Genomic DNA, 24501 nt, shown 5'->3' with positions numbered 1-24501 from the left:
TCTGTTCTATACTAATTTATAGGTAAATCTATGACTGCAACCTACCGCTGGCAGCAGGGAGACAAAGTATACCTCTTCCACTCATTAGCTGAATTGATGGCAAAAGCCACCCCAGAGCGCTCTGGTGATGCATTAGCAGGAGTCAGCGCCAAAACGGCTGAAGAACGAGTCGTTGCGCAGATGACCTTAGCTGATTTACCTTTAAAAACCTTCCTCAATGAGGCGTTGATACCCTACGAATCTGACGAAATAACCCGACTTATTATTGATACTCATGACAAAGAAGCCTTTTCTCTCGTGTCGCATATGACAGTGGGAGATTTTCGTAACTGGCTACTTAGCGAGGCCGCTGACACTGCAACGTTGGCAAAACTGCAGCTTGGAATTACCCCTGAAATGGTTGCTGCAGTAAGTAAGATCATGCGTAATCAAGACCTGATCTTGGTTGCACAGAAATGCCGCGTGGTAACAGCATTTAGAAATACTATAGGTCTAGCGGGTAGACTCTCTACACGTTTACAACCCAATCATCCTACTGACTCTTTAGATGGCATTGCTGCCTCTATATTTGATGGCCTGATGTACGGTAATGGTGATGCGGTAATCGGAATTAACCCCGCTACAGATAACGTACCACAGACCATCAAGCTGTTATCTCTTCTAGATGAGGTGATCCAGCGTTATCAAATCCCAACTCAATCTTGCATACTGACTCATGTGACTAACACCATTGAAGCGATTGAAAAAGGCGCACCTGTTGACCTTGTTTTTCAATCCATTGGTGGTACTCAAGGTACCAATGAAACCTTTGGAGTTAATCTATCGATACTAAAAGAAGCACAGCAAGCTGCTCTTTCTCTGAACAGAGGCAGTATTGGTAATAACCTTATGTACTTTGAGACTGGGCAAGGAACCGCGCTGTCTGCCAATGCCTATTTCGGTGTTGACCAGCAAACGTGTGAGGCCAGAGCATATGCCGTTGCTCGCCAGTTTGATCCGTTACTGGTAAATACAGTGGTTGGATTTATCGGCCCAGAATACCTGTTCGATGGTAAGCAGATAATACGTGCCGGACTAGAAGACCATTTCTGCGGAAAATTACTTGGACTGCCTATGGGCTGTGATATCTGTTACACCAATCACGCCTATGCAGATCAAAATGATATGGATAACCTGCTGACGCTATTGGGAGTGGCTGGTTGCTCTTTTATTATGGGGATCCCAGGTTCCGATGATATTATGCTTAATTATCAGACCACGTCATTCCATGATGCACTCTATGCGCGTAAGGCCTTAGGCTTAAAACCTGCTCCTGAGTTTGAAGACTGGCTTACCAAAATGCAGATATTTAGTGATGTTTCTCAGGTACAGCTAAACTCTGAGCTAGCCAAACCATTCAGCGCTGTTCTTGCGTTGCTAGATAAAGGGTGAGCATGGGTAAACTCTCTGATCAACAGCAACTCAAAATTGCCCCACTGGTGATTGAAAATTCGTGGCAAAAGCTTAAACAATTTACTTCTGCCCGCATTGCATTAGGGCGCTCAGGAAACAGCATTCCAACCATTGAACAACTGAGTTTTCAACTTGATCATGCCCGGGCTATTGACGCCGTTCATAAGGCGTTAGATGTTGAAAAACTGGTTCAGCAGTTATCTCAGTCAAAAATATTGCGCGAAGCTATTGGCGCTTTGCCTATAGTCGTCAGCAGTAAAGCTCAAAATAGAATGATTTATCTGCAAAGGCCAGACTTGGGGCGTCAGCTTAGTGAGGTATCCAGGCAGTCACTGATTGATATCAGGGCAGAGAATAGCAAAGAGTATGATTTAGCCATTGTTATCGCTGATGGTCTTTCTTCCACAGCCATTCAGACACATGCACTACCAGTGATAGAAAAGGTGGTTGAAAAGTTAGTGATTGCTGAAAAGTATGACTGGTCTATTGCGCCTATAACTATTATCACCCAAGGCCGAGTGGCTTCAGGTGATGATGTGGGCGAGTGTCTTAAAGCGAAAATCACCATAATCCTCATAGGTGAGCGACCCGGATTAACGTCTCCTGATAGTATGGGCATGTATATGACATGGGCTCCTAAACGTGGTGCAAAAGATTCCAGCCGAAACTGTATTTCAAATATTCGCCCTGCGGGGCTAAATTATGAGCAAGCAAGTGACAAAGCCGTATACCTTTTGCGTGAGTCCATCAAGTTACAGATATCCGGTATCACCCTTAAAGATCGCTCACAAGGCAGTGACCACCAGTTCGAGGTACTAGAGCCAAGTTCAACGAAAAATTTTCTTCTCTCTTCTAAAAGATAATACTTGTACACTTCATCATTCTGAAAAACCTCGTTATAGGCACTACTGCCAGAACCACTGATTTATATTTTTAACTGCAGAGAATTGAATTATGCCTGATACTTACCTAGACGAAGATAAAAAAGTAAGGTGCACATGGTGCCAATCCACAGAAGATTACGTGCATTACCATGACAACGAATGGGGCTACCCCGTTACCGATGACCAAAGATTATTTGAGAAAATCTGTCTAGAAGGATTTCAATCAGGCCTAAGTTGGCTCACTATTTTAATCAAGCGAGAAAATTTTAGAGTCGCTTTTGCCAATTTTGATTATAACCAAGTGGCTGAATTTACCGACCAAGACGTTGAGCGTTTAATGCAAGACGCTGGCATAGTTCGTCACCGAGGTAAAATTACCGCCACCATCAATAATGCCAAACAGGTACAAGAACTCATTACTGAATTCGGCTCACTGGCCCATTATTTTTGGCAATTCGAACCCAAACGAGATGAAAACATAGCACCAGAATTTATGGCCACTTGTGAAGAGTCAATTGCCCTATCTAAAGACTTAAAAAAACGCGGCTGGAAATTTGTTGGCCCTACCACCATGTACGCTTTTATGCAGGCTATGGGAATGGTTAATGATCACGCCCAGCAGTGTGACTTCAGAATAAAAGCTAAGCAATTAAGGCAAGAGCTTATTAGGCCCTAGATCCCCCAACAAGCAAACATATTTTTAACTCAGGTTAACTACGTGGCAAATTTATAGACAAGATCCTAAATAAAGAGTGACTGTATAGAAAAATAATAGGTGGATATTTTTCTACCCTTAAATTTAATTAAAAGTGACTATCGAGATACATATCTATTTACCAAGGCTTTAGGGCACTTACCGCCTTAGAATTTTTACTATATATACCAGTTGAAACTACTCCATTTTCGCTCAATTTCTCTTAATAGCGATCCAAAAAACGAAAGAAAATAATGTTGCACTGAATAATATTTTTAGAAAGCCTTAGTGTGTTTCACTAAGCAAGTAAGCGCCTTCAGGTCTTTCGTATTCTACATAATCTTCTTTCGGAGTCTGAGTCATTCTATCGCTAATTTCTGCCATTATTTCCATTTCATCAGCAGTAATATAACCATGGTTTTGAGTTGTTGACCAAGTCATTGCAGCGCCAGCATCTGTTATCGTGCGTGTAAAGCGATAAGCTTGCTCTACTTCAAAAATAAGATTAGCAGTTGAACCACTCCATTTATCCCTTATTGGGAACCATCCATGTTTAACTGCATAGGTGGAACCATCATAAGTATCCCAAGGTTTTTTCACCATATCAGGAATGGTATATTCCTCATAAGCCCAAGAGTTAGGTGGTGCTCCTTGTCCTAATGGTGTGACATGACCACTGGTGAAATCCGTGTATTTATTATTCACAGCATATTTTACTATTTTATAATCAGTTTCATCTGCATCATCGAACCCATCTGTATCAACGTATAAGAAATCACCATTATCATCGGTAAAATAGTCTTTATCTAAATTAACGCCAATGGCCAACGTTGGGTCAACACTTCGTAACATAGCAATAAAGTCAGATAGCTCTCCAGGTAAATTACTGACATTATCTAACCAATAACCATCGACTAATCCGTCAAAACGTTCTGCGTAACCAAGGACTAAATTACGCCAAGCCGCAGCTTCATCACCTTCCCATTCCGTTTTATAGAAAGTTTCCCATGCTTCTTGAATCTCTGGGTCACCTCGGCCAGTTGCCATTGAAGGACCTGCAGCGTTTAAATACAGAATGACTTTAATACCAGCCTCTCGGTAGATATTAATAACATCAAAAATTATTTGTTCATTGGTAAGTGTCGGTACCATATCTGCATGGATCGCAGCGACGTCAACATTGTTGTTTGTACGCAGTGTAAAGAGATAGGCATGTGCAGGGTGAGTGAACGAAGTGATCACATGTCCAGCTGAAGGTATGTTTGCAATAACTTCATTTGCACCAGCTACCCAGTAGGATGAGTTCGCAGAAGCATCTAATTTATATCCTCCATCGATTCTCTGCGTTATACCCCAAGAGCCCGCTAACCAACTTGCGTTATATTCACTATATGGGGAATCAGTAGAAGGCTCAATGTCAGAAATAGGTTCAGATGAGTGACTATCGTCATCACTGAAACTACTACCACAGCCGACAATGCTAATCGTTGTGATGAATAGGAGTGCAGTTAATTTTGTTTTACTTGGGAGCATAATAATGATTCTGTGTAGATAGATGTCTAACCAATATTTCTAATTATACATTAGTGATTACAATGTTTCCTTTAATCACTAATGTATAATTATTTACCAAAATAATTACCAAGCCACCCATAATAAAGTTTCGATAAGATTTTGAGTCTAACCTAAATTTTAAATATCGATTATTAGCGTATAGATGACTTTGAAGCTGGGTCATTCATATTTAGTCAAATTGTTATGGGTATTTTGGTAAATCAAATGCTGAGCATTTTTTATTTAATGGTGGAAAAATGTTTTTACTTGCAATATTTTTGCTGGCCTTAACAGGGTGTGGCTCAACTTCTAACAAGTCAGAAAAAACAGAGAAAGTAGTAAAACAACAAGAATCGAAACCAAGCCAAGTTGCCAAAAAATCATTTTTAACCAAAACTAATAAACCCAATTTACTCAATTACGCCAATCCAAGTTTTGAAAAACCTATAGATGGTAAAGTAGTCAAAGCTCGTGCTGATAAAGGGCAAATGAATCTAGCTGAACACGGTGTAACTGATAAAGCAGCCCTTAGCGGCAAACAAAGTTTAGCTGTAGTATTAGAAAAAGGTGGCTTAAAACTTAGCTATGGCATTTGGCGTTTAAAAGATCAGATAGATCCTAACAAACAGTACCGCTTTGAATTTGACGCAATAGTGGCTCGAGGCAATGCCGTATTTTTTAGCAAGGTATCTGAGTCGCCTTGGCAAAGAAGCCCCTTTAAAAACACTCTAGAATGGCAAACAGTTGGCAATACCATTGAAGGTAAATTTTTAGCCAAAGGGCAACCGCTGCATTTGCATATAGATAATATTAAAAATAAAGATTTTGCTGTAGTCTTTATCGATAATGTTCGCTTATATGCAATAGATTAAGCTTCCTAAAAAACGCCAGTTGGCCCTCACCTATTTAATAGCCACTGGCATGTTTTAACCCCTTTCTAATCCAAGACTAACACTCAATTTTCATCTGCAGTATTATGTCTCACATCAATCACTAAGGCTCCCTATTTTATATGTACAAACTAGCTTCACTTTTACTTTTTTTATGTCTTTTTAACAGCTGTGCTAACAATGATTGGCGAACTGCATCACGAGCCCCTGCAGGTATTGCGGCCAATCCTGCAACCGAAAAACAAGCTGTGATTGAGTTTTATGCAGCCGATGCCTTTAGCTGGCGAGGCTGGTTTGCTGTACATACTTGGTTTGCCATAAAAGAACAAAATGCTGAACAATATTCGGTATACGAAGTAGTCGGCTGGCGTGTAAATAGAGGTTTACCTGCATTACACCAATACTTAACCGCCACACCAGACAGATACTGGTTTGGTGCCAAGCCTGAAATTATATTATCGATAAAAGGTGAAAAAGCAGCCCAGCTTATTCCCAAAATTAAACAGGCAATAACCCGTTACCCATGGGCTGACGAATACACAGTAATACCAGGACCTAACAGCAACACATTTCCCAATTGGATAGGGTTACAAGTACCTGAATTAGGCTTAAAGATGCCGTTTAATGCTATAGGTAGTGGGTATGCGGATTAACGTGAATGTGGCAGATAAAGGTGTAGCACAAGTGAAAAAACAAGATGCAGCTTCAGCTACACCTTGTTTTCTATCCCTGCAAATTAGCAATACGTTTTGCTAATGGAGGGTGGCTAGAAAATAACTTTTGTACTTTACCGGCGCTAATCGCAAATGCGGCCATTTCGTCTGGCATAGGTGGCGCATTTTGAAAACTTTGTAATTTTTTCAATGCCGCTATCATGTTACTGCGACCGGCTAATTTAGCACCACCTTCGTCGGCTTTAAATTCGCGGTAACGTGAAAACCACATCACTATCGTGCTGGCGAGTATGCCTAAAACTAGTTCACAAATAATGGACACTATCCAAAATGCTGGGCCGTGACCACGTTCAACCTTAAACACTACACGATCTACCACATGGCCTATCACTCTAGAAATAAACACCACAAAGGTATTTATCACCCCTTGTAGTAAGGTCATAGTCACCATATCACCGTTGGCCACATGGCTCACTTCATGAGCTAATACTGCTTCTACTTCATTTTGTGACATTTGGGCAAGTAAGCCAGTACTCACAGCCACTAAAGCATTATTTTTGTTCCAGCCTGTAGCAAAAGCATTAGGGCTTGGGTGCTCAAATATACCTACTTCAGGCATACCGATATTAGCTTGTTCAGCTTGTCTTTTTACCGCTCTGACTAACCACTGTTCGGTATTGGTGCTAGGCTTTTTAATCACATGTACACCCATTGAACGCTTAGCCATAAACTTAGACAGCAACAATGAAATAATAGAGCCACTAAAGCCAATCACAGCTGAATAAATCAGTAATGTACCTAAATCTAGATCCACGCCATTTTGCTGTAACAAACCTTCCACGCCTAACAGACTAAAAGTCACACTTATCAGTGCTATAACAGCTATGTTAGTACCTAGAAACATTAAAATTCTAAACATACATCCCCCTTAAGGTTTTGTTTACTTGTACAAACCTACACTTGTACTGTTCTAAATTAGTGAACAAAAAATAAAACAATTTCTACCGCGATCAAAATAATAATAATCCACTCCAAAAATGAAGAATGTTTATGATGCTGTTCAGCGGCAAGCATTTCATATAACTCATTAATGGTGGCTAACTTCATGGTTAGCAACTCTACTCTAGGTTTTAAATCTAAATATTTACTGACGGTTAAATATTTTTGCTCTTGTTCTGGGTATTCCCAGAAAAACTCTGGGGTATCTAGCAAGTTAAAGTGCAACAAAATATCACTTTTAATACTAAATAAAGCGCCACGCAACTTCGACAATTCTTTACGGCCTAGTGGCATTTTTCCGGTTTTTGCTAAAGCTTGTGACAAATAAGCGTTATTTTTAATAGTACTCACAGCCACAGATTCAAAACGTTCTAAGGTAGCCGATTGCGCTAATGCATGACTCACCGACAATAAAGTCAATGTACTGCCATCAGGAATCGTTAACTCGTCATCAATCATTTTTACTGCATCAATTTCTTGTACTTTAAACTGAAAACTTTCTGACTCGACTTGGGCGACTTTTTGTAGCACGTTGTTTTCGATCATCTCTAATAGTTGTTGTTTTTTCGTTGTGCTCATACCCCAAGCAATCACTACCCCATAATCAAAAATAAACAAATGGCCTTTAGGGGTACTCACACTTAAGGCATCACGATATTGTTTAACAAAATAGGTGTTAGCAATCTTGTCTTTTACTGCGCCTAGTTGAATTTCATTTCCAAGCAACATAATTTCAACAGTGGCACTAGCGAAGTTGGTATTCATTTTTTGTTCCTTTTTGTTCTCACTCATTAATATGACCTAGCCCAGTGTTTAGCCTGATATTTAGTTTAAGACTATGGCTGTGCGTAATTTGTTTTTTCCGTAGCTAGACAATTTCATAAAATCTTCTTTAGCTAACGGGATATGCTGACAATCAAACCCCATAACATGGCCATCAGGCACACTTGGGTCGTGAAAAAATAAGCAGTCTTCGTCCATTGCCGTAATCGTTACCCAATGAGGCACTTTATAACCATCCATACGGTAGGTACTAATTAGGCTTAATACACGCCCCCCTTCTGCTAAAACCGACTGCAATAAAGCTAGATCAAACTCTGCTGTTATCAGCGGAATATTTTTAGCTACTGCACGGCTAGCAAATTGTTCTTCAACCACTTGCACAGTTTGTTTTTTATGTTCACTGCGTACACCTGCGGTAAACAAAGGCAATGCTTGATTGATATACACCTTAGGACTAAATCCTCTTTTTTCTGCCGCCAAGGCCAAGCCAATAGGATGGCACCCACCATGACCAGACATCATAAAAATAGTGGTGGCTTCACGCCATAAATCTAGCTCGGTCTGTTGATCCATTACCATCTCTGCCGAGACACTTTTCATCGCCATCATTAAGGCTGCTGGGCCACAAGTAAAGTCAGTGGTTTGTTCATACCAAGGGTAAGTAGGCAAACGATTAAAATTAGAATAATGACGTATCGATTTTTGCATTCTTAATGCGTCATTATTGTTTTCGTAATAATTTTTATAATCGCCAAAAACCTTATAACCCAAAGATTCATACAAATTAATCGCCCGCTTATTGGTTTTTTCTACCTCTAAACGCAAAAACAATTTACCGGCAGCTACACTTTGTTTTTCTAATTCGATTAATAGTTGTTTACCTACACCTTGGCCTCGCACGTCCGATAAAATAGCCAGCGAATAAAGACGTGCCAAGCGCGTACCATCACGCATAATCACTAGGCCGTATCCAACAATTACCCCAGCTTTTTCAATCACGCTAAATATCCGTTGCGGCGACTGCAACCAATGGCGAAAACTACGCTTACTTAATCGGTCTGTGGCAAAACACTTTTGTTCTATTTCTACCAGTGTCGCTAAATCTGCCAAATCCGCGGCACGGGTTAAGTAAGATTCAGCGATATCAACTCTTTCAGCTGCGTTCATTAACGGCCTCTTTGCTCTAAACGAGTGGCAAATTCTTGCATCACTTGCATATACAATTCTTCACCTAAATACTTATCTTCTACGCCAAAATCTAGGCTAGGGTTATCGTTGACTTCAATGACATATACTTTGTCGTCGTGATGTTTAATATCCACCCCATACAAACTAGAACCAATAAAAGAGCAGGCATTGACAGCCGCTTCTAGTACTTTTCTTGGCACTTCAAAGGTCGGTAGTGTTTCAAAATCACCGGAAGAAAAACGTTTAGCCCCATGGTTATATATCTGCCAATGGTTACGTGCCATATGGTACCTGCAGGCATAAATAGCCCGACCATTTAACACACCTATACGCCAATCAAACTCGGTATAAATATATTCTTGCACTAAGATAATCGCCGACTCTGTTAATACCTCAGTAATTTTACTCACTAAGGCTTGGTGATCAGACACTTTAAATACCCCTTTAGAAAATGAGCTTTCTGGTAGTTTTAGTACCATAGGAAAACCAAATTCTTGTTCTAACTCAGCTATCGTTTCGTCCGACGCATCTAATACAAATCGAGTTTTAGGCGAAGGAATTCGGTGATAGGTAAAGGCATCATGCAAAAACACTTTATTACAACAACGTAATATAGAATCGGCATCGTCTATCACCACTAAACCTTCGCGTTCTGCTGCCCGCGCCAACTGATAAGTATGATGGCGAATCGCAGTAGTCTCACGAATAAACAAGGCATCGTAACGGCTCAATAAACCAATTTGACTAGCCGACACCAACTCAGCATTAATCCCAAAATGCTTAGCGGCTTTGACAAAACGTTTAAGGGCACCATTGTCACTAGGCGGTAGGGCTTCTTGTTCATTAACCAGAATAGCCATGTCCCAACGTAAGTGTTTATTACTTTTTTTGCTGCGCCAAACTTGATTGGTAAAATCATCTAAACGCTCTATAAACAGTTCGTGCTCAGTCGCACTCAACTGGGCTAAGTCAAACAAACTAACACGCACATATAACTTACCTTCTCGCCAAGACAAAGATAATTTCAAAATAGGCGCCGGGTATTGTTCAAAAACATACTTAGCGACTTTGTTTACACAAAAATTTTCATGCCAACCAAAATATATCAAAGCTTCTGTTGCTTGTTGTTTAACAAAGTGGCGAGAAACCAATCCAGGGATCACCAACTCAACACCATTGGTCTGGCTAGTTAAGTCATTGATAGTGCTAACACTTGGCAAAACTTTATGACATCTAGCTTCTGCTAATAACGAACAATAGTATCCTTGACTCAAATATTGACTTGAATCACATAAATTTATTAAGCGTGTTGACTGCTCATCCTTTTTCGGAAAATCAGCTAGATATTGATTAAAATCAATCGCTTTAATGTTTGTATTAATCACACTAGAAGTTTGATTAAGTACAATAAGTGTTTTATGCATTGTTCTATTTCCACAATTAGAAAATTATTAGCAATATATATAGGGTTATTGCAAAGTTAATGTCGCCAACAGACTCGAATAAAACAGCATTTAAGTTGTTGATTTTCGGCGCATCGTACTCTGTTTAATTTAATTGTGAAGTGATTGCTGATTACAAAATATTTATCTTCAAGAACACTTTTATTAATGTAAGATGTCGCTTAATCCTGGTAGTAACTAGATACATTAAGCAGACTTTTTTGTTACCTAGTTAAGCTAAAAATCATCCCATTAATTAAAGAGTTTTTTATGGATATTCGATTTCTTGTGACCTTTATGGAAGTGGCCGAAACACGGCATTTTGGAAAGGCAGCCGAAAACCTATATTTAACCCAATCAGCGGTTAGTGCACGGATCAAACAGCTTGAAGAATATTTTAATTCTGCCTTATTTGTGCGTAATAGAAATAGCCTGCAATTAACAGTAGCTGGCGAAAAATTATTGCCCTATGCAGAAACCTTAGCAAAAACCTTAAATAAAGCGCGCCAAGCCTTAAGCGATGAAAATGTGCAACAACTAACGATTGCCTGCACCACTAATGCTTGGGATCTATATTTAAAACAGCAGTTAACCGGATTAAAAAATGCATTTCCTGAGGTGGCAATCAAAGCCGATGTATTAACCAATGAACAACTAATGCGTTTAGTACACGAACATGCCATTGACTTAGCTGTGACGACCATTCCTTTTAAGTCTGATGATGTCGAAACCATTGAATTAAATACGGCTCATTTAGCGCTTTATCATTCAAGTCAACTCTATCCTGAAACCGCCAAGTCGCAATTTATTTATATTGATTGGGGTAAAAAGCACAACGAAGTGATAGATAAACTTTATCCTGAAACTCGATTGGCGAGATTTCGCACCAGCTCATTACAAGTGGCCCTAGAATATTTAGCGAATAATCAAGGTTCGATTATTTTACCTGAAGATTTTGCTGCAGATTATGTAAAACAAAAAACCTTAATTAAACTAGAAACATTGAGCAAACTGACAGTGAAGTGTTATTTAACTTATTTGAAGGAAGCAAAAAATACTTGGTTAGCGGAGTTAATTGAGTTTTTAGAATAACAAACAAGAGCACAGAGGCTCTTGTTTGTTTGGCTTGCATAGTTAGTCTAGTTTCTTGATAGCTTGATATCCTTCACTGGCTAACTCTTCATTGACACAATCCAAAATATATTTTTTCAATTCTTTATTTTCGGTACCATATTCGGTAGCCATTTCAGCACAGTACTGTTTTAGTTCTGTGATTAATTCTGCCTTTGCGACAGGTAAGTCTTTCGCTGACACTGCAGCTACTAACAACACACCTATGGACAAAACGACACTTTTCATATTGTTATTTACTCGATTAAAAATGGTCTAATGTAAATCGACAAACTCAGGCATGTCTTGACGTACCTTTCGTTTGTTCACCTTGTGTTTTTTTCTAGAGGTTGCCTCTAGTTCGCCGCTATATTCAGCGTTAAATCTATGCTTTTTAGCACCAGTGTTGGATTCGAAATCATCTTTTTTTGAATAAAAATTTCTACTCATTACCTTTTCCAAGAAAGTTAACTTATTAATTACAGCACTTGCTGCGGAAAGTATTATTGGCATGATTAACAGAAAATAAAAACGAAATAATTTGTTCTTCACGACCAATAATATTGATAAACAATGAGGAATAAGATGAAAACTAACTATAAATACGCTTTAATAGCAAAATACTTTATATATAAAAAAACCATTTCATAAAATAACTAAGGTAACTTATGACCACTAAATCATTTTTTGTTATAACCAGCATCATGATAACCCTGCTAGGTTGCGGTAGCACATCGAATTCAGATGAATGGATCACATTATTTAACGGCAAAGATTTAAACGACTGGACTGTAAAAGTTAATCATTTTGAATCCGGCGATAACTACGGAAACACCTTCAGAGTAGAAGATGGCATGATGAAAGTTCGTTACGATCAATACGAATTTACCGACGAATTTGGCCATATCTATTACAAAACCCCATTTAGCAACTTCCACCTGACTGTAGATTATCGTTTTAGTGGCGAGTTTGAAGAAGGCGGGCCAAAACATGCGGTGCTAAATAGTGGAGTGATGTTTCACAGTCAATCACCCGGATCTATGCCCAAAGAACAAAACTGGCCAGTATCGGTTGAAATGCAATATTTAGCTGATTTAGGTGATGGAAAACGTACCACAGGCAATATGTGCTCGCCTGGCACTAATATAGAATTTGAGGGAGAAACCTTTCCTAAACATTGTTTACCTTCAAATAAAAAAGCCTTACCTAAAGACGAGTGGGTTACCGCAGAATTGATAGTACAAGGCGAAAATGTCAGCCAATATATTAATGGTGAATTAGTACTTGAATACAGCAACCCAACCATAGATGGTAAAGACAGAACAGTAAAAGGCCAAACGGCAGAATATAAACAAGGTGGTAAACAACTCAAGTCTGGCTATATCGCCCTGCAAAGTGAAGGCCAACCTATAGAGTTTAAAAATGTAAAAATTAAAATCTTAGATTAAAAAAACAAACCGCTCATATACATCTTAATGCACTTTTGAGCGGTTCTTTCATTATTTCCTATCTACTATTTACTGCCTTTTAAAATAAAAAAAAGCCGCTATTAAGCGGCTTTTTACACTATATAATTGTGATGGCTAAAGACTCTTTAACAAAGTCTCTGCATCACTTACTTCAAACTTACCAGCCGGCTCGACATTAAGAGCTGTCACTACGCCATCATCAACTAACATAGAATAACGTTGTGAACGTACGCCACCAAAAGTTGCGGTTTGCATTTCTAATCCAATAGCCTGAGTAAACTCAGCGCCACCGTCAGCTAACATAGTGATAGCTTCGGCATTTTGTGTTTCACCCCATGCACTCATAACAAATGCGTCGTTTACTGAAACACAAATGATATCGTCTACACCTTTTGCCTGTAACTTATCGGCTAGGGTGATATACCCTGGCAAATGCGCTTCAGAACAAGTTGGGGTGAATGCGCCAGGAACTGCAAACAATACCACTTTTTTTCCTGCAAAAAGATCGCCAGTAGTAGGGTTACTTGCTTCGCCGCCTTTACGTAAACTAAAAGTTACTTCTGGTAATTTGTCGCCAACTTTAATCATTTTTGTTCCTAATTTAATGGTTATTTAATTTTTAACTAACTGCTCCGAGAAACTATCCTTAAACCAATCTTCTATCAACTGTTTTTCAAACCCATAGGCTTGGTTTCTATAGCGTAAAGACACCTGATTCATAAAAGACGTGTCACGGATATTTTCTTGTTTTTCGAGTAAGATATTGTCACCGCCATCCAATAATTGATAAGAAAACTTCATTCTAGGTGGAAACATATCTCGCACCACACGAATATTTCGTGAATGGGTTTCACCGGCTAAATCTAAATCGCTCACATCGAGTTTTAACAAATAACCGTCAGGTAGTTTTTTGGCTAATCTGTTTAACACTTTTTCAATATTATAAAAAGCGTCTTCTTTGGTGGTTTGATAACCATCAAAGGAATCTTTGATATCGGTATACTTATCAGGATTAGTCCAAGTCACTTCTACTTTTGCCAAAGCTGAGGCTTGAAAACTTATAAATAAAGCTGATACCAGTAGTAAAATACTATTTAACTTTTTCATTTATTCATCTCCTCATTGGGTCTCTTTATAGTAGACCATTATTCGCTCTACATTAGACCATGAATTGTTAATAAAATGTGTTACAAATTGATATGCACTGCCAATAAAGCTTATATATAAGATCTATATGAATTTTTAAGCAAAATATCTAACTAATCAAACATTCTAGTTAATCATGCAATGTGATAAATGAGTTATAGATTTTATCTTCACTGCCATCTATAAAGCTCACCAATAGGGATAATTTCATTTCAGATATGCTAGAAGAGCTAGGAGCAAGAAACCGCACAGTGTCTGTATTGGCATCAAATAGTATGATGTCGGGATCATCAGGCATAGACCAATTAAGCCCTGCTATTTTACTTGCCCGGCCGAATATATTGACAGTCACCACAGCTTCTTGTCCCCTTTGCGCCGAAACGAGGGGAATATTGATAACTAAATCGTCATTTAAATCTAACTCAATAGTAGCTGTTGTTTTACTGCCGCTGTTGTCTGTTACTTCAACTTCAAGTACCAATAAATCGATTTCATCTGAGTTAATTAACGGTGCATTAAATTCAACAATTTCTGTATCTGCGTCTCTCAGGTCAATTTGATGCTCACTCAAAATAGACCAATTAATAGCAGTAATACTGCCGTCAGAATCACTCGCCTTGGCTTCTGCTGTGACTATACGATTTGCTGGGTCGATAACATCCGTCACAACATGCACAAAATTAACGTCAACTATTTCAACTGAAGGGGGCCTATTATCTATACTCTTTCCCCCGCAACCAATCACAGCTAAGACAATTAGCAGCAAACACATTTGATTTAACTTAACTAATTTCGAAATATAAGTTGCGGGAGTTAAAAATAGACTAATCATCTTTGTTTGCTTCCTTTCATTTATCTAAGGACTAAAAGATAAATACATTGCTAGAATTGATTTGAACTCAAAAGAGTACCATCTATAAGGCATTGAGATGATGCCTTTCATCCAATTACAAAACCTTATTTCTCAGCATCCACCGCCAAGCCACAAGCCATGCCGCAACTCCATGCGAATTGGAAGTTGTAGCCTCCTAGCCAGCCGGTTACGTCTATTACTTCACCGATAAAGTATAAGCCGGGAGCTTTTTTAGCTTCAAAGGTTTTTGAACTGAGTTCGTCTGTATCGACTCCGCCTAAAGTGACCTCTGCGGTACGGTAACCTTCGGTGCCATTGGGTTTTATTTGCCAACTATGTAGGTACTGGCTGAGCTGAGTTATGTCTTGGTTACTTAATTGACTAATGGTTTTATCAGTAATGTCTTGCTGGCTAACCATGGCTTCAATAAAGCTTTTAGGTAACACAGTGGCCAACATATTCTTCAGTGATTTTTTCGGATTGCTTTCACGCCATTCTTTTATGATGTTTGTTATATCAGACTCAGGAAGTAAGTTAATACTGACACTCTCACCTGCTTGCCAAAATGAGGATATTTGCAAAATGGCTGGGCCAGACAGGCCTCTATGAGTAAATAGGATGTTTTCTTTAAAGGAGACGCCACTTTCACTGGTAACACTAGTAGCAATGCTAATACCCGACAAGCCATCAAAACGTTCTTTATCATGGTCATGCAAAGTAAAAGGCACCAAAGCCGCCGTAGTAGGCAACACATTCAGGCCAAATTGTTTAGCAATGTTATAGCCTATAGGTGTGGCTCCCAATTTAGGCATAGTTAAACCACCACTGGCGACGACTAAAGAAGTGCAATAAAACTCGCCGTTATTGGTATTCACCAGATAACCCCCGTCTTGTTTTTGCACCTGTAACACTTCGCTACGTAAACTAACCGTGACTCCAGCCCAATCGCATTCAGTTAGCAAAATATCCACTATGTCTTGGGCGCTGTTATCACAAAATAACTGCCCTAAGGTTTTGTGATGATAAGCAAGACCATGACGATCCACCAGCTCAACAAAATCTTGGGCGCTATAACGACTTAGGGCTGATTTAACAAAATGAGGATTTTGACATAAGTAATTTTCAGGCTTGGCACCTTCATTAGTGAAATTACAGCGTCCGCCGCCACTAATGAGAATTTTACGGCCGGGCTTTTTGCCCATATCCAGCACTAGCACTTGTTTACCACGATAACCGGCCTGAGCAGCACACATTAGTCCAGCCGCACCTGCACCAATCACAATTACATCAACTTGTTTCAAAAAAACATTCCAAACAAAAACGAATAATGCCGAGGATTATAATGGAACTGCTGATTAAATTCGTGATCTTTAAAAATTAGCCTACATTTTTAGGCTGTAATAAATCCCATTTATTACCGTACGAATCTTCAAACACCACCACAGTGGCATATATCTCTTCACGAGGTTCTTCTAAAAAGGTCACTCCGGCCTTTTGCATGGTCTGGTGATCGTGCCAAAAGTTATCCGTTTGTAAAAACAAAAACACGCCTTCACCAGCTTGTTTGCCCACTAGTTCTGCTTGTTGAGGGTTAGCTTTGGCTAACACTATAGCCGCCGAGGTATCAGTAACTGAGGGAGAAACTCGTACCCATCTTTGTTCTGGCGTAATCGGCACATCACACAATAAGGTAAAACCTAGTTTATTGACGTAAAAATCAATCCCTTGATCATAATCGTCAACTAATAAGGTGATATTACTAATAAACTGGGCCATGACTTTGTTTCCTTTATCAGCTAGATAGAGTTATAAATTCAAATACACGTCAAAGCGATTGGCTTTGCCTTGCATTTCTATTTGTGGTTTTGTATCCGCTAAATAGGGTGCGCCTGACGGGCGTTTAACTACTACACGTTTTTTTGCCAAAGCCAGAGCGGGTGCTAACAACAAGTTCGCGTCTTCATCTGGGCCGAGGAGTTGTTGAAATAAGCGCATTTCTTTTTTTACTGCGGCGCTTTTTTTGCGATGAGGGAACATAGGGTCGAGGTAAACCACGTCTGGGATATTCTGTGGTTGTTGCTCATGCCAATTGGCTAATAATTCAAAGGCAATACCATGAAACAAGGTCATTCTGTTATTTAACCAATCAGCTAAATTGATATGGCTTTCAGCCCTGCGTAGACCGTCACTTAACAAGGCTGCCACAACAGATGAACGCTCTATCATATCCACATGGCAACCTAAACTGGCCAAGACAAAGGCATCTCGCCCTAAACCTGCTGTAGCATCTAACACCCTAAGGCTATCGACACCTTTTAAACCGACTGCTTTGGCTATGGCTTCTTTTTTACCACCACCATGTAAACGCCTAAAAGTTAAAGCATCAGAGGCAAAGTCCACCAGCACTGCGCCCACTTTAGGTTCATCTAATTGACGGAGTTCTAATTGTGATGCTTGCTGAATTAAGGCCAAACCCGTATCAAGATCGGCTTGATACGTTAAGCCCCAATCTAACGCAGTTTGTTTAGCTTGGGAAATTACATCTGCTGTTGCGCCAGGTACGGTAGTTATATTAATTTTAGAATAATGATTATCAGGCATGACCGTATTGCTCTTTATGACCTAACCAACGGTTAATAATTGCTTGGGCATTGGCTGGGTATGACTCCCATAAATGATTAGCAATGTTTTGTACTTGAGGGATTAATTCGGCGTCACGGATTAAATCGGCAATTTTTAAATCGGCTAAACCTGTTTGTTTAGTGCCTAGCAACTCTCCTGGACCGCGAATTTCGAGATCTTGTTGAGCAATATAAAACCCATCATTCGACTCGCGTAACACGGCCAAACGTTTGTTTGCGGTTTTAGACAAGGGGCTTTGATACATAAGCACACAATGACTTTCTACCGAGCCACGGCCCACGCGACCGCGTAATTGGTGTAATTGTGCCAAACCTAAACGTTCGGGATTTTCAATAATCATTAAGCTGGCATTGGGCACATCGACTCCCACTTCTATCACAGTAGTAGCTACTAACAAATCAAGTTCACCAGCTTTAAAATCAGCCATAATTTGTTGTTTTTCATCAGACTTCAATCTGCCATGTACTAAGCCTACTTTGAGCTCAGGTAAAGCAGTACGTAACAAAATGGCAGTGTCTTCTGCGGCTTGGCTTTGTAAAAACTCAGATTCGTCAATTAAGGTACAAACCCAGTAGGTTTGTCGGCCTTGTTCAATACTGGCATTCCGTACCCGTTCAATCACTTCATCGCGCCTAGTGTCGGGCAATACTACGGTTTTAACTGGGGTTCTACCGGGCGGTAATTCATCTATTATCGATGTATTTAGATCGGCATAAGCCGTCATGGCTAATGTGCGCGGAATAGGCGTAGCTGTCATAATTAATTGATGGGGAAACGCCCCTTGAGATTCACCTTTTTCACGTAATGCTAAACGTTGATGCACACCAAACCTATGCTGCTCGTCGACTATCACTAAAGCTAAGTTATGAAACTCAACAGTTTCTTGGAAAATCGCATGGGTACCAATCAGCATTTTAATCTCACCGGACTGCAAGTCGGTGAGCACTTGCTGTCGTGCTTTGCCTTTTAGTTTTCCGCCTAACCATCCTACATCAATACCTAAGGGTTCGAACCATTGGCGAAAGTTATTGGCATGTTGTTCGGCCAATAACTCTGTGGGAGCCATTAGCCCCACCTGATAACCGCTGGCTATGGCAGATAATGCAGCCATTGCTGCAACTAAGGTTTTACCCGAACCTACGTCACCTTGCACCAGCCGCATCATAGGATAGTTTTGCTGCATATCTTGTTGAATATCAGCAGTTACCCTATGTTGTGCACCTGTGGGTTTAAAAGGCAAATTAGCTAAAAACTGCTGTAAAATGGGTGCCCCAGCAGGAATAGGATAAGAGGCTTGTTTTTGACTTTGTTGGCGCACTTTTAACACACTTAAATGATGGGCTAATAATTCTTCTATCACCAATCGTTGCTGTGCAGGGTGTTTGCCTTCTTCAAACAGCGCTAAAGTCACATCGGGTGGTGGCCTATGCACTAATATCAAGGCTTCTACTAAACCTAATTGATGTTGATACAATCCCTCAGGTAACAATTCAGCCAAACCACCTTGCTTCAGTAACTTTAACGCTTGCTCGGTAAGATTGCGTAAGGTGAGTTGTTTAATCCCTTCAGTGGCCGGATACACTGGGGTCAATGACTCTTGCATAGTTTGCGGTTTATCAAGATCAATGGTTTTATATTCTGGATGCATGATCTCAAGACCGTATTTACCTGCCTTAATTTCACCAAAACAACGGATAGTAGTGCCTATTTCTAGATTGTTTTTTTGCGCGGCGGTAAAATGAAAAAAACGTAAAGTGACTGTACCCGTGCCATCACTGATACGCACAATTAACATACGTTTACGGCCAAACTGCACATCACAAGAGGTGACTTCGCCTTGAATACTAGTGTGTAAATGGGGTTGTAAATCGGCTATAGGGTAGATACGGGTGCGATCTTCATAACGCATAGGCAAGTGAAACAATAAGTCTTGCACAGAGGAAATTGACAGCTTCAAAAAGTTTTCAGCCACCCTACTACCCACACCTTTTAGTTCGGTAACAGGGGTTTGAGCTAAACCTTTCATCGGCGACTATTCAGCACAAAAGATAAAAAATTACAGGCCATAAACTTAATAAACCAACATATCAAATGTAGGCAGGTCACTTAACAACAAGTGAATGCCTGTTTAAATATACAATAGATACATCATCGAAGAATTAACTAAATGAATCAAGTAATTATCGGTTTCGAGCAGTAAAAATCCCAATTCTGAGTTTACAAAGACAGTTTAGCCGCTTGATACAATAACTCAGGAGAAATTCTAGTTTTGGTATCTGGGTTGACATAGTTAAATTTCACTACCCCTTTTTGATCCAGAATAAACACTGCAGGCGCAGGCAATACCGCTGTTCCAGAAGATTTTTCACTGTTGAGAACTATGTCCCATTTAGTTTTCATCTTGTTTCTTTGTTCGTTTTCAACATAGTAACCAATACCAAAACCACCAATAGCTTGTAATTCTGCATCAGAATAGAGTTTCACTGTAAACTTAGTTTGTAGTTTTTGTGCTTGTAACTGAGCTGGAGTTTCTGGGGAAATGGCCAAAATTTGGTACCCCAATTTGTCTAGCTGACCTTCTATATCTTTAAGCCCTGCAAGTTGACGATTACAGTAAGGACACCAACCACCACGATAAAAAACAAGTATTGTCGGTTTGTCCATGGTTAACGCTTTAAGACTAACGGGGTCACCTTCAACATTTAATAATGTAGCTTTGGGTGCGACTTGACCATTTAGTAAGGGGGTAACATTTTGCACTGAATCTGCAATTTTTGTTCGATCTAAGGCAAAACTCGAAAATGAAATAAAAGCTGCAACGCAAACAAGTAAAGATAGTTTTTTCATAAGGCTCTCCTGAAATTATTGATAAGAATGGAATACACAATCGGTTGATCCTAACGCAATTTTAATTACTCCGCTGATTTACAGACCCATGTTAATCACAATTAATTTCGTTTTGCTGAATACGTATGCAAGTGCCTATCCCCTAGAGAAACCTCAGCGTATGATAAAAATCGGTTATTTAAGGGTCATCTGTATGTTTAATAATTTAAAATCGAGCACTATATCTAAGTGGTCATTGATAGTTTTCAGCTCTGTTGCGGGTCTAGCCTGTAATCCCCAGCAAACCAGCTCATCTAGTGAATTCACTGAACCAAGTTTACTAGCAATGCGCTCTACCTTAGATGGTGAAACTCGCATTATTAGCTTAAAACTCGGTAATGACATCACAGCGGCCTATGATACTAAAAGTTCCAAATTATTTAAATTATGGCAAGGAGAGACCAACCTCACTGGTGCTGTATTTGATCAAAAACATGGTCCACAACCTAAAACATCAGGACAAACATTTGTAGAAAATGGTCAAGCTGAATGGTCGGCAGGATCGGGTACAGTTAGTTATCATGGCCATCAAATTAATGACCAAGATGTCAGTTTGTTGTATCAAGCTAAAGGCACTTTAAATGGCAAAGCCTGGCAAGCTGATATTAGCGAAACACCCAGCGCCAGCAATCAAAATGGCCAACTGGTGTTCGTTCGACATTTTCGAATCAGCGGACTCCCAGACAAACTAAACCTGCAGCTACAACATCTATACCAGCCTATTGATACTAAGCTTGCAGGGCCAATAAAATACGATAAGGTAAATCAAACATTAAGCCTGCAAAATGGTGAATCACATTTTACTGCCACTTATTCTCCATTAGAAAAATCAAAGCAAGCAGAACAAAACTCTGCAGAAAAGATTCATCCCGGCTTAGCACTTATTCAAAATAGCGATTGTGCAGCTTGCCATAACGCAGAAGTTAAAACTGTGGGCCCAGCCTATTCGGCTATTGCTCAAAGATATGCCACTATCAGCGGTGCTAAAGACAGCCTTAGCGAGAAAATAATACAAGGCGGCTCGGGCAATTGGGGTGATGTTCCTATGACACCACACGCCCAACTCACCATGTCTGATGCAAACGTTATGTTGGATTACATTTTTACTTTAGTGCCTACCCAAAGTAGCTCAGCCGATGACAACGACATTCTGTTAGGTGTAGCAAATACGGCTATTCACTTAACCAATCAAACGCCTGAGTTTTCTACAGAGTTACGGGGGGCTTACTTGTACCAAACAGGCTTTTTGAACGGTGATCCAGATGAAGACCATGTGCGCACAAGTACAGCTGTATTAGGCGCGTTTGTTGAACAAATTCATTTTCCTCATACTGAAAGCTTAGGACCTGCAGCTAACGATTTTATGTATCAGATAAAAACCAGTTTAGCTCTAAAACAACCTTTAAAAACACGCTTAAGATTGGTGGCCGATGATGGCGCATATTTGTATTTAAACGGTCAACGTATTATCAATAACTGGGGCTTTCACGCCGCCGAAGCCAAAGATGCGGAAGTTAATCTCAGTGCAGGATTGCACCCGATAGAAATCATATATTTTCAAGCTGGCGGTGGTGGTGCCCTGTCATTACAGTGGCTTAACCCTGCTACTGAAAAATACGAAATTATTCCTGCTGCTATGTTAAAAGTGCAGAAACAAGACGTCCGAGAAGTAAAAGGCGTTGTGACAGATCCTGATATAATCAAAACCATACCCGGTGATAAGCGCGAAGTGGCAGGAATACACCCATCATTCGATTTAAGCCAAGCTCGCCCTGACGAATTTAAACCTATGGTCGGTGGTATCGACTTTTTAGATGATGGCCGTATGGTGGTCAGCACTTGGGATCCTGAGGGTTCTGTATATTTAGTCAGTGACTATCAAGCTTCACCGCAAGACATCAAAGTAAAACGTATCGCTAAAGGCCTAGCTGAACCATTAGGAGTGAAAGTAGTAGACGGCGATATTTACGTATTACAAAAACAAGAACTCACTCGTTTAGTCGACACTAACCAAGACGGCTTTATGGATCGTTATGAACTAGTGTCTAACGATTGGGCAACCACAGCCAATTTCCACGAATTTGCTTTTGGCTTAGAATATGAAAACGGGTATTTTTACGCAGCCCTTGCCACTGCGATTTTACCCGGTGGTGCTAGTACCAATCCACAAGCACCGAGTCGCGGCAAAGTACTGAAAATATCAAAAGATACAGGTGAGGTAGAATTTGTTGCTCACGGATTACGAACTCCGAATAGCATAGGCCGCGGCATAGACAACAAGTTGTTTATAGCAGATAACCAAGGCGACTGGGTGCCTGCTTGTAAAATTGTCGAACTAACTCCCGGAGCTTGGTATGGCTCACGCTCTGTAGACTTCGAAGGCACTGCCAATTTAACCGAGACTTTACCGGTTGTATGGTTGCCACAAGGGGATATTGGCAACTCTGCCAGTCAACCAGCGCCACTTAATGTTGGCCCTTACAAAAACCAAATGATCCACGGCGATGTCACCCATGGTGGCATTAAGCGTGTATTTGCAGAACGTATAGATGGCCGTTTGCAAGGCGCAGTATTTCGCTTTAGCCAAGGCTTAGAAGCCGGTGTAAACCGCTTAAAATGGGCACCCAATGGAAGTTTAATTGTAGGTGGTGTCGGCAACCCAGGAAACTGGGCCCACAGTGATAAAAAATGGTATGGCTTACAAAGCCTAACTTACAATGAAAACAGCACCTTTGAAATGTTAAGTGTCAGTGCTCGCAGTGACGGATTTGAAATCACACTAACAGAACCCATCAAACAAAACCGTTTAATTCAAGCCGATGATTTTGAAATACAACAATGGTACTTTGAACCCACAGCAGACTACGGTGGCCCGAAAAAAGATCAACAAGCATTAACGATCAATGCCCTTACTGTGTCTAAAGACCGTACTAAAATACAGTTAAAGTTAGACGGATTAAAAGAAAACCATGTGGTGTACTTTAGAATCAAACGTGCCTTTGAAAGTGAAAACAATCATGAGTTATGGACTACAGAAGCTTGGTACACACTGAACAAAATTCCACAAAATAAGCCTGTAGAGTTAAATCAGCAATATTCAGTACAGCACAATACCCTGAGCCCAAGTGAAATAAGTCAAGGCTGGTCATTATTATTTGATGGCCAATCTTTAGGGCATTTCAGAAACTATAACCAACAAACAGCAGGCACACGTTGGGGCATAGATGAGAGCAATCTATTTTTTGCTGGTAGAACCCCAGAAGAAACAGGTTGGCAAACAGTAGACGGCGGTGATCTTGTTATCACTCCTAAGCCAGTGGAAAACTTTGAACTAAATCTAGAATGGAAAGTACAGCAAGGCGGTAACAGCGGCATTATCTACAATGTCAAAGAGTTACCTGAACTTGAATTTCCTTTTTTGTCTGGCCCAGAGATGCAAATACTCGACAACCCTAACCATAGCGATGGCCAACTAGTCAAACACCGTGCTGGTGATAACTACGACCTAATAAAAAGTAAGTTTGTATCTGTGTTACCCGCTGGAGAATGGAATCAAGTCAGGTTAGTGGTCAATCAAGGCCATGTTGAACATTGGTTAAATGGCTACCAACTTGTCGATGTACAAATGTTCGACGACAATTGGAAGGCCTTAATTGCTGCAAGTAAATTTAAAGACTGGCCACACTTCGCTAAAACCCCTGGTGGGCACATAGTGTTACAAGATCACGGAGACCAAGTCTGGTTTAGAAATATCAAAATTAAACAGCTTTAATAGGCAGTTTAGGCCCAATATAAAAACGGAGCTAGGCTCCGTTTTTATTTATACCAATTCCA

General features: G+C 40.1%; 23 protein-coding genes. 8 read left to right on the top strand and 15 right to left on the bottom strand.

Annotated elements, in window-relative coordinates:
* The first annotated feature begins 30 nt into the window (after window positions 1-30).
* The 3 genes from GQR87_RS01325 to GQR87_RS01315 all read left to right on the top strand — a co-directional run bounded on the left by GQR87_RS01325 (window position 31) and on the right by GQR87_RS01315 (window position 3012).
* Window positions 31-1431: an ethanolamine ammonia-lyase subunit EutB gene (locus tag GQR87_RS01325; protein ID WP_158965782.1), complete on the top strand. Its 1401-nt coding sequence runs from the start codon at window positions 31-33 to the stop codon at window positions 1429-1431.
* Between the two features lie 2 nt (window positions 1432-1433).
* Entirely contained in the window at window positions 1434-2315 is an 882-nt protein-coding gene (gene eutC / locus GQR87_RS01320) for an ethanolamine ammonia-lyase subunit EutC (RefSeq protein ID WP_158965780.1), read from the top strand.
* 91 nt (window positions 2316-2406) lie between these two features.
* Entirely contained in the window at window positions 2407-3012 is a 606-nt protein-coding gene (locus tag GQR87_RS01315; protein WP_158965778.1) for a DNA-3-methyladenine glycosylase I, read from the top strand.
* Window positions 3013-3315: 303 nt separating this feature from the next.
* On the opposite strand, the gene GQR87_RS01310 is transcribed toward GQR87_RS01315, so the two are convergent.
* Window positions 3316-4563 (bottom strand): hypothetical protein, encoded by a 1248-nt coding sequence (locus GQR87_RS01310; protein WP_158965776.1) that lies wholly within the window; start codon window positions 4561-4563, stop codon window positions 3316-3318.
* A gap of 278 nt (window positions 4564-4841) precedes the next feature.
* On the opposite strand from GQR87_RS01310, the gene GQR87_RS01305 reads away from it, so the two are divergent.
* Window positions 4842-5456: a hypothetical protein gene (locus tag GQR87_RS01305; RefSeq protein ID WP_158965774.1), complete on the top strand. Its 615-nt coding sequence runs from the start codon at window positions 4842-4844 to the stop codon at window positions 5454-5456.
* Window positions 5457-5596: 140 nt separating this feature from the next.
* A complete protein-coding gene (locus GQR87_RS01300) occupies window positions 5597-6127 on the top strand; it encodes a DUF3750 domain-containing protein (protein WP_158965772.1) in 531 nt (176 codons plus the stop codon).
* Window positions 6128-6197: 70 nt separating this feature from the next.
* Here the strand turns inward: GQR87_RS01300 and htpX are convergent, their stop codons facing one another.
* The 4 genes from htpX to GQR87_RS01280 are packed head-to-tail and all read right to left on the bottom strand — an operon-like array spanning window position 6198 to window position 10542.
* Window positions 6198-7067, bottom strand: coding sequence for a protease HtpX (gene htpX, locus GQR87_RS01295; RefSeq protein WP_158965770.1), 870 nt, complete (start codon window positions 7065-7067; stop codon window positions 6198-6200).
* 56 nt (window positions 7068-7123) lie between these two features.
* Window positions 7124-7939, bottom strand: a complete 816-nt coding sequence (locus GQR87_RS01290) for an RMD1 family protein (RefSeq protein WP_233267369.1) — start codon at window positions 7937-7939, stop codon at window positions 7124-7126.
* Between the two features lie 33 nt (window positions 7940-7972).
* The gene (locus GQR87_RS01285) at window positions 7973-9097 is read right to left on the bottom strand and encodes a GNAT family N-acetyltransferase/peptidase C39 family protein (RefSeq protein ID WP_158965768.1); all 1125 of its coding nucleotides are present in this window, start codon (window positions 9095-9097) and stop codon (window positions 7973-7975) included.
* On the bottom strand, window positions 9097-10542 hold the full coding sequence (locus GQR87_RS01280) for a RimK family protein (RefSeq protein WP_158965766.1): 1446 nt from the start codon (window positions 10540-10542) through the stop codon (window positions 9097-9099). Before GQR87_RS01280 ends, GQR87_RS01285 begins: the two co-directional genes overlap by 1 nt.
* Before the next feature lie 288 nt (window positions 10543-10830).
* Here GQR87_RS01280 and GQR87_RS01275 point away from each other — a divergent pair, with 288 nt between their 5' ends.
* On the top strand, window positions 10831-11652 hold the full coding sequence (locus tag GQR87_RS01275) for a LysR family transcriptional regulator (protein WP_158965764.1): 822 nt from the start codon (window positions 10831-10833) through the stop codon (window positions 11650-11652).
* Window positions 11653-11694: 42 nt separating this feature from the next.
* Here GQR87_RS01275 and GQR87_RS01270 read toward each other — a convergent pair whose 3' ends face one another.
* Window positions 11695-11919: a hypothetical protein gene (locus GQR87_RS01270; RefSeq protein WP_158965762.1), complete on the bottom strand. Its 225-nt coding sequence runs from the start codon at window positions 11917-11919 to the stop codon at window positions 11695-11697.
* Window positions 11920-11946: 27 nt separating this feature from the next.
* Entirely contained in the window at window positions 11947-12120 is a 174-nt protein-coding gene (locus GQR87_RS22110) for a hypothetical protein (protein ID WP_199271672.1), read from the bottom strand.
* A gap of 218 nt (window positions 12121-12338) precedes the next feature.
* Between GQR87_RS22110 and GQR87_RS01265 the strand changes: the two genes are divergently transcribed.
* Window positions 12339-13118 (top strand): DUF1080 domain-containing protein, encoded by a 780-nt coding sequence (locus GQR87_RS01265; protein ID WP_158965760.1) that lies wholly within the window; start codon window positions 12339-12341, stop codon window positions 13116-13118.
* A 135-nt stretch (window positions 13119-13253) separates the two neighbouring features.
* Here the strand turns inward: GQR87_RS01265 and GQR87_RS01260 are convergent, their stop codons facing one another.
* From GQR87_RS01260 to GQR87_RS01225, 8 genes are all read right to left on the bottom strand, one after another.
* Window positions 13254-13727, bottom strand: a complete 474-nt coding sequence (locus GQR87_RS01260) for a peroxiredoxin (RefSeq protein WP_158965758.1) — start codon at window positions 13725-13727, stop codon at window positions 13254-13256.
* A 24-nt stretch (window positions 13728-13751) separates the two neighbouring features.
* Window positions 13752-14246: a DUF3016 domain-containing protein gene (locus GQR87_RS01255; protein WP_158965756.1), complete on the bottom strand. Its 495-nt coding sequence runs from the start codon at window positions 14244-14246 to the stop codon at window positions 13752-13754.
* Between the two features lie 169 nt (window positions 14247-14415).
* A complete protein-coding gene (locus tag GQR87_RS01250) occupies window positions 14416-15117 on the bottom strand; it encodes a hypothetical protein (RefSeq protein WP_158965754.1) in 702 nt (233 codons plus the stop codon).
* A gap of 125 nt (window positions 15118-15242) precedes the next feature.
* Window positions 15243-16439: an NAD(P)/FAD-dependent oxidoreductase gene (locus GQR87_RS01245; RefSeq protein ID WP_158965752.1), complete on the bottom strand. Its 1197-nt coding sequence runs from the start codon at window positions 16437-16439 to the stop codon at window positions 15243-15245.
* 76 nt (window positions 16440-16515) lie between these two features.
* Window positions 16516-16914 (bottom strand): VOC family protein, encoded by a 399-nt coding sequence (locus GQR87_RS01240; RefSeq protein WP_158965750.1) that lies wholly within the window; start codon window positions 16912-16914, stop codon window positions 16516-16518.
* Window positions 16915-16944: 30 nt separating this feature from the next.
* Complete coding sequence (locus GQR87_RS01235) at window positions 16945-17739, bottom strand: class I SAM-dependent methyltransferase (RefSeq protein WP_158965748.1); 795 nt, start codon at window positions 17737-17739, stop codon at window positions 16945-16947.
* The gene (gene recG, locus GQR87_RS01230) at window positions 17732-19807 is read right to left on the bottom strand and encodes an ATP-dependent DNA helicase RecG (RefSeq protein ID WP_158965746.1); all 2076 of its coding nucleotides are present in this window, start codon (window positions 19805-19807) and stop codon (window positions 17732-17734) included. The genes GQR87_RS01235 and recG overlap by 8 nt, the downstream gene beginning before the upstream one ends.
* A 191-nt stretch (window positions 19808-19998) precedes the next feature.
* On the bottom strand, window positions 19999-20628 hold the full coding sequence (locus GQR87_RS01225) for a peroxiredoxin-like family protein (protein WP_158965744.1): 630 nt from the start codon (window positions 20626-20628) through the stop codon (window positions 19999-20001).
* A gap of 193 nt (window positions 20629-20821) precedes the next feature.
* On the opposite strand from GQR87_RS01225, the gene GQR87_RS01220 reads away from it, so the two are divergent.
* Window positions 20822-24439 (top strand): family 16 glycoside hydrolase, encoded by a 3618-nt coding sequence (locus tag GQR87_RS01220; protein ID WP_158965742.1) that lies wholly within the window; start codon window positions 20822-20824, stop codon window positions 24437-24439.
* Window positions 24440-24501: the final 62 nt, after the last annotated feature.

It is taken from the genome of Paraglaciecola sp. L3A3 (assembly GCF_009796765.1).
Lineage (GTDB): Bacteria > Pseudomonadota > Gammaproteobacteria > Enterobacterales > Alteromonadaceae > Paraglaciecola.
Note: the sequence above shows the minus strand (reverse complement) of the source record. Positions and strands in the feature narration are given on the sequence as shown.

Excerpts from the sequence above, each read along its gene's own strand:
- GQR87_RS01310 (WP_158965776.1), bottom strand. The coding sequence starts at position 4,563 with ATGCTCCCAAGTAAAACAAAATTAACTGCACTCCTATTCATCACAACG.
- GQR87_RS01275 (WP_158965764.1), top strand. The coding sequence starts at position 10,831 with ATGGATATTCGATTTCTTGTGACCTTTATGGAAGTGGCCGAAACACGG.
- htpX (WP_158965770.1), bottom strand. The coding sequence starts at position 7,067 with ATGTTTAGAATTTTAATGTTTCTAGGTACTAACATAGCTGTTATAGCA.
- GQR87_RS01240 (WP_158965750.1), bottom strand. The coding sequence starts at position 16,914 with ATGGCCCAGTTTATTAGTAATATCACCTTATTAGTTGACGATTATGAT.
- recG (WP_158965746.1), bottom strand. The coding sequence starts at position 19,807 with ATGAAAGGTTTAGCTCAAACCCCTGTTACCGAACTAAAAGGTGTGGGT.
- GQR87_RS01290 (WP_233267369.1), bottom strand. The coding sequence starts at position 7,939 with ATGAGTGAGAACAAAAAGGAACAAAAAATGAATACCAACTTCGCTAGT.
- GQR87_RS01280 (WP_158965766.1), bottom strand. The coding sequence starts at position 10,542 with ATGCATAAAACACTTATTGTACTTAATCAAACTTCTAGTGTGATTAAT.
- eutC (WP_158965780.1), top strand. The coding sequence starts at position 1,434 with ATGGGTAAACTCTCTGATCAACAGCAACTCAAAATTGCCCCACTGGTG.
- GQR87_RS01270 (WP_158965762.1), bottom strand. The coding sequence starts at position 11,919 with ATGAAAAGTGTCGTTTTGTCCATAGGTGTGTTGTTAGTAGCTGCAGTG.
- GQR87_RS01305 (WP_158965774.1), top strand. The coding sequence starts at position 4,842 with ATGTTTTTACTTGCAATATTTTTGCTGGCCTTAACAGGGTGTGGCTCA.
- GQR87_RS01255 (WP_158965756.1), bottom strand. The coding sequence starts at position 14,246 with ATGAAAAAGTTAAATAGTATTTTACTACTGGTATCAGCTTTATTTATA.
- GQR87_RS01235 (WP_158965748.1), bottom strand. The coding sequence starts at position 17,739 with ATGCCTGATAATCATTATTCTAAAATTAATATAACTACCGTACCTGGC.
- GQR87_RS01325 (WP_158965782.1), top strand. The coding sequence starts at position 31 with ATGACTGCAACCTACCGCTGGCAGCAGGGAGACAAAGTATACCTCTTC.
- GQR87_RS01300 (WP_158965772.1), top strand. The coding sequence starts at position 5,597 with ATGTACAAACTAGCTTCACTTTTACTTTTTTTATGTCTTTTTAACAGC.
- GQR87_RS01265 (WP_158965760.1), top strand. The coding sequence starts at position 12,339 with ATGACCACTAAATCATTTTTTGTTATAACCAGCATCATGATAACCCTG.
- GQR87_RS22110 (WP_199271672.1), bottom strand. The coding sequence starts at position 12,120 with ATGAGTAGAAATTTTTATTCAAAAAAAGATGATTTCGAATCCAACACT.
- GQR87_RS01220 (WP_158965742.1), top strand. The coding sequence starts at position 20,822 with ATGTTTAATAATTTAAAATCGAGCACTATATCTAAGTGGTCATTGATA.
- GQR87_RS01250 (WP_158965754.1), bottom strand. The coding sequence starts at position 15,117 with ATGATTAGTCTATTTTTAACTCCCGCAACTTATATTTCGAAATTAGTT.
- GQR87_RS01225 (WP_158965744.1), bottom strand. The coding sequence starts at position 20,628 with ATGAAAAAACTATCTTTACTTGTTTGCGTTGCAGCTTTTATTTCATTT.
- GQR87_RS01315 (WP_158965778.1), top strand. The coding sequence starts at position 2,407 with ATGCCTGATACTTACCTAGACGAAGATAAAAAAGTAAGGTGCACATGG.
- GQR87_RS01260 (WP_158965758.1), bottom strand. The coding sequence starts at position 13,727 with ATGATTAAAGTTGGCGACAAATTACCAGAAGTAACTTTTAGTTTACGT.
- GQR87_RS01285 (WP_158965768.1), bottom strand. The coding sequence starts at position 9,097 with ATGAACGCAGCTGAAAGAGTTGATATCGCTGAATCTTACTTAACCCGT.